The 12,970-nt window shown below is 61.7% G+C and carries 9 protein-coding genes and 1 pseudogene; 5 read left to right on the forward strand and 5 right to left on the reverse strand.

Going from position 1 to position 12,970, the window contains the following annotated elements; all coding sequences use genetic code 11:
- The first annotated feature begins 59 nt into the window (after positions 1-59).
- Positions 60-1,754, forward strand: a complete 1,695-nt coding sequence (locus ACJ70B_RS20205; protein ID WP_408960237.1) for a (2,3-dihydroxybenzoyl)adenylate synthase — start codon at positions 60-62, stop codon at positions 1,752-1,754.
- 361 nt (positions 1,755-2,115) lie between these two features.
- Positions 2,116-2,883 (forward strand): IclR family transcriptional regulator, encoded by a 768-nt coding sequence (locus tag ACJ70B_RS20210; protein ID WP_408960238.1) that lies wholly within the window; start codon positions 2,116-2,118, stop codon positions 2,881-2,883.
- Positions 2,884-3,562: 679 nt separating this feature from the next.
- On the opposite strand, the pseudogene ACJ70B_RS20215 reads toward ACJ70B_RS20210, so the two are convergent.
- Positions 3,563-4,197: pseudogene (locus ACJ70B_RS20215) on the reverse strand (IS6 family transposase).
- A 291-nt stretch (positions 4,198-4,488) separates the two neighbouring features.
- A complete protein-coding gene (locus ACJ70B_RS20220; protein WP_408960239.1) occupies positions 4,489-6,384 on the reverse strand; it encodes a heparinase II/III family protein in 1,896 nt (631 codons plus the stop codon).
- 183 nt (positions 6,385-6,567) lie between these two features.
- Here ACJ70B_RS20220 and ACJ70B_RS20225 point away from each other — a divergent pair, with 183 nt between their 5' ends.
- Both ACJ70B_RS20225 and ACJ70B_RS20230 read left to right on the forward strand, forming a co-directional pair.
- Positions 6,568-7,392: a sugar phosphate isomerase/epimerase family protein gene (locus tag ACJ70B_RS20225; protein WP_408960240.1), complete on the forward strand. Its 825-nt coding sequence runs from the start codon at positions 6,568-6,570 to the stop codon at positions 7,390-7,392.
- Between the two features lie 111 nt (positions 7,393-7,503).
- The gene (locus ACJ70B_RS20230; RefSeq protein ID WP_408960241.1) at positions 7,504-8,493 is read left to right on the forward strand and encodes a hydroxyacid dehydrogenase; all 990 of its coding nucleotides are present in this window, start codon (positions 7,504-7,506) and stop codon (positions 8,491-8,493) included.
- A 488-nt stretch (positions 8,494-8,981) separates the two neighbouring features.
- Here ACJ70B_RS20230 and ACJ70B_RS20235 read toward each other — a convergent pair whose 3' ends face one another.
- From ACJ70B_RS20235 to ACJ70B_RS20245, 3 genes are all read right to left on the reverse strand, one after another.
- Positions 8,982-9,287: an L-rhamnose mutarotase gene (locus ACJ70B_RS20235; RefSeq protein WP_408960242.1), complete on the reverse strand. Its 306-nt coding sequence runs from the start codon at positions 9,285-9,287 to the stop codon at positions 8,982-8,984.
- An 84-nt stretch (positions 9,288-9,371) separates the two neighbouring features.
- Positions 9,372-10,403, reverse strand: coding sequence for an LLM class flavin-dependent oxidoreductase (locus ACJ70B_RS20240; RefSeq protein WP_408960243.1), 1,032 nt, complete (start codon positions 10,401-10,403; stop codon positions 9,372-9,374).
- A gap of 3 nt (positions 10,404-10,406) precedes the next feature.
- Positions 10,407-11,612, reverse strand: coding sequence for an enolase C-terminal domain-like protein (locus ACJ70B_RS20245; protein WP_408960244.1), 1,206 nt, complete (start codon positions 11,610-11,612; stop codon positions 10,407-10,409).
- A 294-nt stretch (positions 11,613-11,906) separates the two neighbouring features.
- On the opposite strand from ACJ70B_RS20245, the gene ACJ70B_RS20250 reads away from it, so the two are divergent.
- Entirely contained in the window at positions 11,907-12,941 is a 1,035-nt protein-coding gene (locus ACJ70B_RS20250; RefSeq protein WP_408960245.1) for a zinc-binding dehydrogenase, read from the forward strand.
- The last annotated feature ends 29 nt before the right edge of the window (positions 12,942-12,970 follow it).

The raw sequence follows: 12,970 nt of genomic DNA on the forward strand, positions 1-12,970 counted from the left end.
CAGAGCCCGAGACCGAACATAGATTTAATAATACCGGTACGGTATGTGGATCCGCACCTATGGTCGAAGGCGAGATTATCGATACGGCGTCGTTAGACGGGTATGTTCCGTTCGACGCCGAACGACAGCAGACGTACATCGATTCAGGATACTGGCGAAATATCACGTTTCACGACGTAATCGACCGACACGCGGAGGAAATCCCCGACGATACCGCTCTCGTCGGCCCGCATCGGGAACTCACGTACGCGGAGCTCGCTGTGAACTCCCGCCGGATCGCGGCGTACCTCGTCGGCGAACTCGGTCTGCGCCCGAACGAGCGAATCGTCCTCCAGCTCCCGAACTGTACCGAATTCCTCGAAGCGTTCGTCGCCTGTTCCCGCGTCGGCGTCATTCCGGTGATGGTACTCCCTCGTCACCGAAGCGCCGAGGCAAATCACGTCGTTGAACTCACCGACGCACGGGCCTACGTCGTCGATTACGACCGCTATTCAGACGGGTTCGACTTCGTCGGACTCGCGAAAGATGTCCGTGACGCCCACGAGCCTCTGGAACATCTCATCGCCGTTAGCGACGATGAGACGACGTCCGTCGACGATTGTGTCACGTTCGCCGATATGCGCGACGAGCGCTGGCTCGACGAGCATGGCGACGAGGTATCTGAGACCGACGTCGATCCGTCGAAACCGGGCGTCATGCTTCTCTCGGGCGGCACAACTGGATTGCCGAAAGCGATTCCGCGTACCCACAATGAGTACATCTTCCAGTGGGAACGGATGGCCAACGCGGCCGCCGTCGAAGACGACTGGATCGCCTTCCCAAGCGTCCCGATCGGTCACAACGCCTCGCTCAATTGCATCGTCGGCGCTGCCCTATGGGAGGGAGCGACAGTCGCCGTCGAACCGGAGCTCAAGTCGGACGCGCTCATGGCGTTTATCGAACGCGTCGGCGGGAACTACACGCTTCCTATGCCGACTCAGATCATCGATATCCTCGAACATCCCGACCTCGACCAGTACGACCTGAGCTCGCTCGAGGTGCTCGTCAGCGGCGGTCAGAAGGTTCCACCGAGGGTCGTCGAGGAGGCAGTCGATCGCTGGAACGTCGGGTTCTGTAACATCTTCGGCATGGCCGAGGGGCCGCTCATCTGTACTCGTCCGGGAGACGACGTCGAGATTCAGGCCAACACCGTCGGTCGCCCGATCGCCCTCGAGGCCGACGAGGTCCGCATCGTGGAAACCGACCGCGAAACGGAGGTCCCTACCGGAGGAGCGGGTGAACTCGCCGTCCGCGGTCCCGGCTACTTCACTGGCTACTTCCGGAACGAGGAGGAGAACGCCGCGAACTTCTCCGACGATGGCTGGTTCTTCACTGAGGACGTGCTCGCCCGACGCGACGACGGTAATCTGGAGGTCTACGGCCGAATCAAGGACACCATCATCCGCGGTGGGGAGAACATCTATGCACCCGGCGCGGAGGACGAACTCGTCGAGCATCCGAAGATCACGAACGCCGCCGTGATCGGAATACCGGATGATCGACTCGGCGAGCGGCCGGCCGCGTTCGTCGAACTAACGGACGATGCGAACGAACTCTCGCTTGAGGACGTCTCGTCGTTCCTTGGGGAACGCGGTATCGCCGTCTTCAAGCGGCCCGAGTACCTCGAGGTCCTCGAGTCGCTTCCGCGAACGGAAGTCGGTAAGATAGAGAAGCAAGCTCTCAAGGACCGCATCACCGACGCAGAGTCGACGTAACTAGTTCGGTCTCTTCTCATCCGATCCACTCGCGTTCTGTTCTCGGGGCCTCGGGTGTGACTGCCGAGTCCGCTTTCCGCTTCAGGATCTACCCATGTCATTTACTATCGTGCAATGATCAGACCTCGGACGAAAATATCATTCCCAGATAACTATGCAGAGATATACTGTTCGTGTGATGAGACTCGTTCATATGAGGGATTTTTAAGGGTACGAGTGTCCGGATAGTGAACCATCGATCTAATCAGTGTCCGTTCCGTCTTGTGCAATAGATCGATAGGCGCAGTCGACGATCTAAGGACTATTCTCGACGGTTGCATGAGACGGAACAACTATGAGGATTCACACCGTGGAACGCGGTATGGGAACACAGACGGGCGGTACAATCAAATCGGACGAAACGCTACTCGAAATACTCGAGACACTCCATTCGCACGAGAGAGCTACGTTGACGACGCTCGCCGACGAAGTCGGTGTATCGAAGAGCACCGTCCATCGCCATCTGAAGACGCTTTGCGACCAACGGTTCGTCACGAAGGAAGACGCCGAATACGTCCTCGGATTAGAGTTCCTCCGATTCGGTGGGGCGGCGCGGGAGCGCTATTCGTTCCACCGGCAGTCGAAGGCGATCGTCCAACAGGTCGCGGATCAAACCGGCGAATTCGTCGGCTTCCTCGTCGAGGATCAGGGAATCGGGACATTTCTCTACTGTGAGATGGGGACCGAAGGCGTTCCGTCCGAGGCTCGAGTCGGACAGAATCTCTATCTCCACCAATCCGCGTCGGGTAAAGCGATTCTCGCACATCTTCCGGCGGATCGACGTGAGGAGCTACTGGACGAACACAATCTGCTGGCGCGGACGGAAAGCACGATAACGGATAGGGAGGAACTCCGATCGGAACTCACGGAGATCCGCGACCGCGGGTATGCGACCGCTCATGAAGAGTACGTGAACGGGCTGAAAGCCGTCGCCGCACCAGCGTTCGATCCCGACGACGATACCCTCCTCGGGAGCCTCGTCATCGCCGGACCGTCACATCGCTTACGAGGGGAGCGATTTGACTCGGAACTTCCCGATCTGGTTCAGGGGGCCGTCAAGGAGTTCGAACTCACGATCTCTTACTCGTAGCGGCGATTCGTTCTCGGACGAGTATTGCGGCCGAATGCCGGTTACCGATGCTATCGCTGCGACCACCGATTCTCGGGAATCAACCGTCAACCGATGTCCGTCGCCCATCTATTACACAAGTACTATTGTAAATGAAGATCGGGGCGTTTCCGGATACGCGGTCTCGAAACGGATATCGCTCTTTCAGAGTTCGAAATAGGACGGAGATGTATCGAACAAGTACCGACGGATAGCCGTGAGAATCGGAGCCATTGCGACGCACGGAATTCGCGAACGGGAAGGAGGATCGGATCGGCCGTACCCGTATCTCTGGGATCGGAGACCGAATCGATAACGCGTCAGCGATTTCGGTCGAAACGGGACGTATTCGCGCGGTTCCGCAAAAGTGGGTCAAACCGCGAGTGGGATCTCACACCGTGAAACGCGTGTCAGAATCCGTGCGCAACGGAATTTTCCCCCGCCCCAGTTCGATGCGTAAACGACTGGCTGCGGCCGAAGCCGGACCCACGCGATTACCGGAGCGGAGGTTCGACGGCCGGCCCGACGGTTCGATAGGCGCGAACGGATCGCTCGAGCGGCAGCCATATCTCGCGATGGCCTCGGCCGGGTCGGACCGCGACCGCACACGTGATATGCTCGCGTCGGGAAATTCGCACCGTCGAAGGGGAAAGGGTAGTGTTCAGATACGCTGATTCCATGCGAAGCTGAACGATTTGATCCAGTCGTCGGCGGTTTCTGCTTCGGCGTTGCTAAAATAGTTTTCGAAACAGAGAGTTCGGCGCTTTATCTCCCTAAAGACAGGTTCGACAGCGTTCCGATTTCCATGTTTTTCGTCTCTGAAATCGAAGCCGTGGCGCTGACATACATCTTGTAATGAGTGCGATCCATCGACGAGAAACACAGCGTCGGAGATGCCGTGTTCCTCGGAGAGTTCTCGCAGAAAAGAATAAGCAAGACCCTTCGTTGTCGTCGGTGCAAGCCTTGTATGGAGCAACTCGTTTGTCTCGGGATCGACGGCTGCATACAGCCAATATTGCTCATCGTTGCGTCGGATCACGGTCTCGTCAACCGCAACGTAATCCAGACACCGACCAGATTCGGGCTGTAGATCGGCCTTGTGAACCCAATTATGGACGGTTGACCGAGTCCGACTGGCACCGAATATCCCAAGAATAGAAACAGTATTCGAAAGTGAGAGTCCAGCAAGATGGAGCTGAATACTGAGCTTCATCAGCAGCCGCGGTGTCGCTTCTCTTCAACAAACCCTACGTTGATATCCTCTAAACAACCACTGAGACGGTCGTTTTCGGGAATAAACTACTCAGAAAACGAACCCCCTCACTCGTAGTAACCATTCTCAAGTTAGTTGCTTGTTCATCTGTATCTATGCCCAAAGAATAGTTTGCTCTCCTGCCTGACAAACTTGATTAGACAATCCGACAAACAGATTCTACTGATCATGTGAACATAAAATAAGAAGTATTATTCAAACATTACACCAATCTAACTATTCAGTATGGGGAAACTGACTTCGGACATATATTTAATAATATGGCATTTTAATATATAAATTGTCAGTAATTCAGGTTCGAGCGAGGCAGTAACCTACGAGATCGGTGTCTCGCTGTCGGATTCTATCCGTAGCCGTAGCGACGTCATGTGGCTATCGACGGTCTGTGTAATGCGGGCGCGCCAGACGTCACGTGTCCCGTCGGCCGTCTCGAGAGCGTCCGCGAGCCGCTCGACGTTGCGTTCGGCATTCGGATCGTCCGGCGTCACTCGCATGCGACCGCGTTCGCCAGTGACGACGAGTTTCCTCTCCTCGCTTCGAATCGGGAACGCGGAGACGAGCGTAGACGCATACGTGTTGTCCGCGGTCACGAACGTCACGTCGTCGGCGACGGAGACGACGCCGTCGGTTTGGTCGAGCGTTACGGTCCGGTGGAGCGATTCGACGCCGGCGTCCTCGGGATAGCAATTTCCGATATCCATCTCGAACGCGTCAACCGTCGACGAGGAGCGTCGGTCGAGCACCGTCGCGGCGAACTCCTCGCCGGCCGCCTGTTCGACGCCGTTGACGTACGGAACGGAGTGTCCGAGCGAGCGCGCGGCGACGTATTCGTAGCGGGTCGGGCCGAAGTAGTCCCGGTCGTATTCAGGACGTCCCGGATCGGTGAGGAGCGACTCGCCGTTCGCGTGAACGACGAACGAGCCACAGTCGTTGTGGTTGTGTGGCTCACCGTTATGGCCAGCTTTCGCGGCGACGACGAGCCCGTCCGGGTCGGCCGGGCTCGCCCGCGTAAACCACCACTCACAGCCCTCGAAGTATCGACGGGTCGGCGGGGTGGCACGCGTCCACGACGCGGGCACCGTCCGCGCCCAGTGGAGGTCGCGGACGATCTCGGGGAGCGACGTGACGTTCGGGCCGGCGAACGCGTCCGTCCGGCGCGCCATCTCCCACCGTCCGCGAGCGGCCAGTCCCCGGTCGTTCAGACGGCGGCCGAGCCATGCGGCCGCACGCGGCGCGACGACGCTCTCCTCGTCCGAGTCCGAGAACGGGACGAATCGGCCGGGGCTAAGTTCGACGGCGAGGGGGTACGTAGCGAGACGCTCGAGGTTCGGGGGTGAGCACAGCGAGTACGAGCCGTCGGTCGCACTCTCGAGGGCGTCCGCGAGCGCGACGTAGCTACCTATGCCGTAATTCCAGTAGCCGACTCCTTCTGGCGTCCCGCCGTCGGGGCCGAAGCCGTCGAGGTAGGAGCCGAGGCTGTCGGCGACGCGTTCGACGATGCGCGCCTGCCGGCCGGCGTCGTCTATGAGGTGGAGCGCGGCGAGCGCGACACCCGCGCTACAGACCGCGTTCCAGTTGTTCGTCGCCGTCGTCCACCAGAGATCGTCGCGTTCCTCGTAGGGGGTGAAGACGCGGCGGTCGACTTCGGACCGGATGCGCTCGCGGAGCGAGGGATGGAGACGGTCGCCGCAAATTCCGTCGACCTCTGCGAGGAGGAGCGCCGCACCGACGGTGAAGAGCGCGACCGTCTGCTCGTCGCTCGGAACCGCGCTCGGGAGGCCCTCGTGGGAGTCGTCCTCGAGGTGTGCGGGCCATGTCCACGTCGTCTGCTCGCAGAGCGCCCACGCGTAGTCCAGAATCGGATCGAAGTCGTCGTGGCGTTCGACACACGCGGCGACGACGAGCGCGGAGAGGCGACGCCGGCGTTCGCGTGCGACGGCTTCGTAGCGCGTTCGATTACCCGTTCGCTCGTAGTCGAGATACCGGCTGGCCGTGAGCGACGGGATGTCGCCGTCGCGGGCTGCTTCGGCGCAGTCGAGCAATGCCTCGACCGGCTCGCGGGTTAGGTCGTCCGTGCGGAGGGCCGTCCACGCCGCTTCGTCTTCGTACGTCGAGAGCGTGAACGCCTCCCCAGTGCCCTCGAGAGCGTCTCGGAGGCCGCCGACCGTCCAGTCACGCGGCGGATAGTCGTGGTCGTGTGCCGTCGGCATACGTAATAGGACCGACGGGATGCCGATAAACCTCAGGGGCTCCGTCGGCCATGAGCACTGTCGAGCAGGCACCGCCGCCTCGCGGTCCCCTATCGGTCGACGACTGGTCGGCAGAGACCGGACTCGCGACCGCCCAGTGCCGGTTCATAAAACTCTACGTGCGAGCGGCGAGTTGTGGTACACGTGAACCTTGCACTGTCGACGCTCGGTTGTCCTGACTGGAACCTCGAGCGAATACTGTCCGTCGGCCGGGAGGCCGGCTACGACGGCGTTGACGTTCGGGGCTACCGCGATGAGATCGACGTCACGCGCCATCCCCTGTTCACCGACCGAGCCGACGAAACGCAGTCGAGAGTCGAAACCGCTGGACTAACCGTCAGCGCCCTTAGCTCGAGTATCAGTCTCTGCGAACCCGGCGACCGTTCGGCCCGCGTGGCGGAGGCACGCAGGCTGATCGAAGTCGGCGACGCGTTCGACGTCGACCGGATCCGCGTGTTCGGCGGCGGCGACCTCGACGCGCACTCGAGAGCCGAACTCGCGCGTGCTGGGGGCGAAACCATGCGGGAGATTCTTGCGATCGACGGCGCGGCGGACTTTCAGTGGGTCCTCGAGACGCACGACGCCTGGACCGCCTCAGCCGACTGCCAGCGACTCCTCGACGAGATGCCCACGGACGACGTCGGCATCGTATGGGACGCCGCCCACACCCTCCGTCTCGCCGACGAATCCCCGCGCGAGACCCTCGACGCGCTCGGTGACCGAATCGAGTACGTGCACCTGAAAGACGCCGTCCATGACCCGGATCACCGCGATGCGACCGACGACGGTTACGTGTACACGGTCCCCGGCGACGGCGATTTGCCGATGGCAGACGTCGTCGCGGCACTCCACGAGCGAGACTACGACGGCTGGCTCGTCTTCGAACACGAAAAACGCTGGCACCCGTCGATTCCCGAGCCCGAGGTCGCTTTTCCGGCGTTCGTCGGGTGGGTCCGCGACCAGCTGTGAGCGCACCTCCCGGCGCTTCTCGGCGATCGGACCGATTATAGGCCGAGGTCCGATATTGGATTCCCGGAATAGATCCCGACGTTTATAGTATCAGACGTATCATGAGGGGGTATGAACGTTTTCGTCACGCTACCGGACGGGGAACTCCGAGACGACTTCTTCCCGAACGAGGTCCGCCACCGACTCGAGTCGCTGGGCTCGGTTGCGTGGAACCCGTCGACCGACGACCTCTCAGAGGACGCCCTCCGCGAGCGCATCGACGGCGTCGACGTACTGGTCACGGGATGGGGCAGTCCGCGGGTCACCGCCGACGTTCTCCAAGCGGCCGACGACCTGCAACTGATCGCCCACACCGGCGGGAGCGTCGGGACGCTCGTCACCGACGCGGTCTACGACGCAGGAATCCGCGTCGTGAGCGCCAACGATGTGATGGCCGAGTACACGGCGGAACACACGCTTGGCTTGATCATCGCGAAACTGCGCGCCGTTCCGGAACTCGACGCGTCGATGAAAGCGGGTGAGTTCGACGCCGACGACGTCGATATTCGGTCCCTCTACGGGAAGGACGTCGGCCTCGTCGGACTGGGAACTATCGGTCGAAAACTGCTCGACCACCTGGCTTCGTTCGACGTGTCCGCCAGTATCTACGATCCCTATGTGGACCCGGAAGAGATTGCGAAGTATCCGTTTGCGACGCTGACGGATCTGGAGACGGCATTGGACGCGGCGGTCGTCTCCGTCCACGCGGCGCGGACCGACGAGACGATCGGCATGCTGGACGCGGATCGACTGGCACGGATCCCCGACGGCGCGCTGTTCGTCAATACCGCACGCGCCGAGATCGTCGACGAAGCGGCGCTCATGGCGGAACTGCGGTCGGGTCGACTCGCCGGCGTCTTTGACGTCTATCATCAGGAACCGCTCCCCGCCGACCACGAACTCCGAACGCTCGACAACGTCTTGCTCACCCCCCACGTCGGCGGCTCTCAGATCCGTGGACCGCTAACCGAGTCCGTCATCGACGACATCGAGCGGTTCGAGCGAGGCCGACCGCTTGAGCACGAAATCTCGAGGCGACACTGGAAGACGATGACCCGATGAGACGGACGCGGCGAACGAGACGCGGCGACCGACTGCGGATCCCCTCGAGCACGTCGCGTCGAACCGTCCGTCAGCATCGAACGGGGTTGAAACGGGGCGTAGACGGGTTGGTAGCGATACACCGACAGGCGTTCTAATACGGCTCGATGGACAGCCGAGGATAGCCGTCCGATATAACCGGAACTGCACCTCGAGTGAGGAGCTTATTCCTGCCCCGAACATTACGACGGTACAGGTGTAAACAGTTGTCGCTATTTCGAGGGAGATCGATCCGACTACCGAAATCATGCCGGCAACGGAACCGAAGCGCCGAATTTTGGTGCAATCCGGTGACGCCGGACGATTGTGTCACTGACTGTCATAATGCGGAGTTCGAGAGTTCCTCCATCGGTCGCACGCTCGCCCCGCTACTGGTCGCCGATTTGCGATCGGAGCGGAGCAACAGGGCAGAAGCGACTCAGTTGCGCAACGAGGACACCGTTGGTCCGTCAGCGCATTCGATACACCTCGTCCAGCCACTGCTCGGAGTCGTCGTCGACGATGATACCGTCCATTGTCTCGTCCCAACGGGCCTGTGCGTCGCTGGTCTCCATCACGTCTCGAATCGCGTTTGGATCGTCGAGTTCCATGAATCCGAAGACGTGTCCGTCTGACTCGAAGACGCTGTAGGTTTCGAGTCCGGCGTCGGACTCGAGGTACACCTCCTCGAGCCACGCGGGGACGTTCTCGTGGGCCTCGCGGTACGCCTCGCGCTGTCCGTCGGCGAGTTCCAGATGGAACGCAATGCGTGCCATACGGGAACCGAGTCGGGCGGAGGCCCCATAGCTGTTCCCCTGTCTCCGGACCGTTCGAGCGACGCTCGTCTGTACAACCCGTCGCTACCGGAACTGTCCCATTACGTCGTCGGCGAACAGTTCCATCCCGCTGGTGTCGGGGAAATCGACGAACCAGCACTGGAACTTCGTGACGCCGGCGTCGATCCGCCGCTGGATCCCTTCGGCACACTCCTCGGGCGTCCCCATGAGGAAGTAGTCGCTGGCGATCTCCTCGGTCGTGATGTCGGCCCGATCGACGTACTCCTCTTCGAACTGAATCGGGATCATCAGGTCGAGCAGGCGCTCGTACGTCTCGGGATCGCGCGTACAGATGACGTGCCCATCCCAGGAGTACTCGATTTCGTCGGGATCGCGGCCGACCGTCTCACAGTGATCCTCGATGACGCCGATCTTGTGCTCTATCGTCTCCGCCGTCCCGCTGAAGACGTCCGTGTTCCAGACGTCGGCGTGTTTCGCGACGAGTTTGAGCGTCACGTCTTCGCCTTGCCCGCCGACGAGAATCGGCGGGTGGGGGTCCTGTACGGGACCGGGATCGCAGTAAGCACCGTCGATCTCGTAGTGATCGCCGGCGAAGGAGGCTCCCTCGCCGACGTCGGTGTCCCACATTCGCTTCATCAGGCGGATGCTCTCGTCCAAGCGCAGCAGCCGGTCGAAGCCATCACGGTACTCCCAGCCGTAGGCCTCGTATTCGGACTCGTGCCAACCGGCGCCGAGCCCGAGCTCGAGTCGGCCGCCGGAGATGACGTCCAGCGTCGCGGCCATCTTCGCGACGAGCGCGGGGTTGCGGTAGTCGTTACAGAGGACGAGCGAGCCGAGATCGATATCGTCGGTAAGCCCCGCCAGTGCGGACAGTAGCGTCCAGCACTCGTACTCGGCGTGGTCGCGCCCGAGCATGACGTGATCGGGCGCCCACGCGGCGTCGAAGCCCAGTTCCTCGGCCGTCAGAACGCCCTCTTTCGTCGTCTCCCAGTCGAGTCGCTCGTAACACGGCGTATCGCGGTGCGTGGGATCCGTTCCCGATTTCGGCGCGCCAGCAAACACCGGCACGTTGTACTCGAACGTGATATCGCTCATGGCTCACTCCACGCTGTAGTGCTCGAGGGCCTCGCGATTGATCGCCGAACTCAGCCCGACGCCCTCCGGGAGCGGAACGGTGCCGCCCGTGGCCTGGGGCGGGTCGGCGTAGATGGCGTCGGCGTAGGTCGATTCCTGTTCGCCCTGGCGCTCCTCGTACCACTCGGGGATCGGGAAGTACTCCGCCATCGGCGCGTTCGTCGAGGCGGCGATGAAGTGCAGCGTCGGGTTCGTCCCGGAATGGGGGATCACCGGCACGTCGCGGGCGCTGGCCATGGCATCGATCCGTTGAAGTTCGGTCAGCCCCCCACAGCGGTGGATATCGGGCTGGAGGATGTCCACTGCCTCGCGCTCGAGCAGTTCCTTGTGCCCCCAGCGGGTAAACTCGTGTTCGCCGCCGGAGATCGGGATGTTCGACGCCTCGCGGACCTCCGCGTAGCCATCGATGTCGTCCGGGATTACCGGCTCCTCAACCCACTCCATGTCGTAGCGCTCGAGGCGCTTGAGCATCTTCTTCGCGTAGCGGACGTCCCAGCCCATGTAGGCGTCACCGGCGATCGCGAGCTCGTCGCCGACGGCGTCGCGGACCGTCTCGACGATCTTCTCATTTTCCTTCATCCCCTCGCGGCCCGCTTCGGGTCCGTAGCGAAACCGCAGCTTCATCGCGTCGAAGCCCTGCTCGGCGTAGTTCTGGGCCTCCCGCTCGAGTGTCTCGTGGTCGACGGGGTGGAGGTTGCTCGCGTAGCAGGGGATCTCGTCGGTGACGGGACCGCCCAGCAGTTCGTACACCGGCTTGTCGGCTTCCTTGCCGGCGATATCCCAGAGCGCGAGGTCGACCGCGCTGATGGCCTCGACGGCCGCACCCTTCCGGCCGAAGGGGATCGTCGCCCGGTACATCATGTCCCAGAGCCGCTCGCGCTTGCGGGGATCCTCGCCGACGACGAGTTTCGAGAGCGTCTCGTCGACGATCGTCTCGATCGCTCCCGTCGCCCAGTTGCCGACGCCGACACCGGTGATGCCCGCGTCCGTCTCGACCTCGACGACGACGTCGCCGACCGGCCCCATCCACGCTCGACGGGCCTGCGGGTTGTCGCCGTCGGCGTTATTGTACTCGTCGAACTTGCTCATGACGGTGACGAGCGGGAATTCGACGAACTCGCCCCAGGAATCGGTACTGACCTTCGTGACGTTGACGTTCGTTATCTCCATGGATTGACGTTCACTTCCGATGAATCTATCCTGATGTGTGTGCAACAGCCACATAAGTGTTTGTAGTGACACGACGCTCTCGGCACGTGATATACCTCTCCTCCGCTCTCAAGAGGGGACTCCGAACGCGGCGGCCGCCGGCACCGAACGCGAAAGCCGACGATTCCCAGCCGACCTCGAGTCTTCTCGCCAGTGAACCGGAAGTCGCCGTTTCGATCAACCGTGTCCACCTAAAGTTATATACGTGTGAATCCCCCACGTATTGCTAGCTCGACCAGAGCGAGGTAACCCTACATGAAGGCCATAGTACATACCGGTCCCAGAGCCATCGAAATCCGCGAGCGCGAGCAGGCAGTCCCTGACGCCGACGAGGTACTCGTTCGCGTTCACTCGGCGGGGCTGTGTGGTAGCGACGCCCACGCGTACAAGTACGAGGACGGCTACGAGTGGATCCCGATCCCGCGAACTATGGGCCACGAGTACTCCGGCGAGGTCGTCGACGTCGGCGATGACGTCACCGACTTCGCGGTCGGCGACCACGTCGTCGAGGAGCCAATCCACGACTGCGGCTCGTGTTTCCAGTGTAAGAACGGCCAGCCGAACGTCTGTCAGAACTTCGAAATCACGGGCATGCACAACGACGGTGCCTACACTGAGTACACGACGGTCCGGCCGCGTGATCTCCACCTGATCCCCGACGACGTGGCGCTTGGACACGCGAGCATCACCGAACCGCTCAGCATCGCGACGCGGGCGGTGTTCGATCAATCCTCCGTGACGCCGGGCGATACTGTTCTCGTCGAGGGTCCCGGCCCGATCGGCGTGCTCGTTGCGGCCGTCGCGGACTCGATGGGTGCCACCGTCCTCGTCTCGGGACTCGGCAAAGATACGGGATATCGACTGCCGCTGGTCGAAGAACTCGGGATCGAGACGATCGATGTTGAGGCGACCGACCTCTCCGACGTCGTCGACGAGCGAACCGACGGCGTCGGCTTCGACGCCGTGTTCGATACGACCGGCCACTCGAGCGGCATCGAGATGGCCGTCGACCACGTTCGGAAAGGCGGGAAGATCGTCGTCGTCGGCCTCCCCGGCTCTCCCAGCGAAGTGTTCATGACGCCGGTCGTTCGCGGCGAGGTCGACGTGAACACGTCCTACGGCTCGACCTGGCGGAACTTCGAACAGGCCATTCGACTCCTCGCAGCCGGTGCGATTGACGCTGACGTGATCATCGACCGCTCGTTCAGCGTCGACGACCCGACCGCCGCGTTCGAGGCGTTCCTCGAGTCGGAGACCTGCAAGCCGGTCTTCTCGTTTGCAGACCGCTGACCCGGACGATTTGACGAAATCCGTCTTGA

The sequence above is a fragment of the Natrinema sp. 74 genome, assembly GCF_046097095.1.
Taxonomy (GTDB): domain Archaea; phylum Halobacteriota; class Halobacteria; order Halobacteriales; family Natrialbaceae; genus Natrinema.

Excerpts from the sequence above, each read along its gene's own strand:
- ACJ70B_RS20230 (WP_408960241.1), top strand. The coding sequence starts at position 7,504 with ATGAACGTTTTCGTCACGCTACCGGACGGGGAACTCCGAGACGACTTC.
- ACJ70B_RS20245 (WP_408960244.1), bottom strand. The coding sequence starts at position 11,612 with ATGGAGATAACGAACGTCAACGTCACGAAGGTCAGTACCGATTCCTGG.
- ACJ70B_RS20205 (WP_408960237.1), top strand. The coding sequence starts at position 60 with ATGGTCGAAGGCGAGATTATCGATACGGCGTCGTTAGACGGGTATGTT.
- ACJ70B_RS20210 (WP_408960238.1), top strand. The coding sequence starts at position 2,116 with ATGGGAACACAGACGGGCGGTACAATCAAATCGGACGAAACGCTACTC.
- ACJ70B_RS20240 (WP_408960243.1), bottom strand. The coding sequence starts at position 10,403 with ATGAGCGATATCACGTTCGAGTACAACGTGCCGGTGTTTGCTGGCGCG.
- ACJ70B_RS20220 (WP_408960239.1), bottom strand. The coding sequence starts at position 6,384 with ATGCCGACGGCACACGACCACGACTATCCGCCGCGTGACTGGACGGTC.
- ACJ70B_RS20250 (WP_408960245.1), top strand. The coding sequence starts at position 11,907 with ATGAAGGCCATAGTACATACCGGTCCCAGAGCCATCGAAATCCGCGAG.
- ACJ70B_RS20235 (WP_408960242.1), bottom strand. The coding sequence starts at position 9,287 with ATGGCACGCATTGCGTTCCATCTGGAACTCGCCGACGGACAGCGCGAG.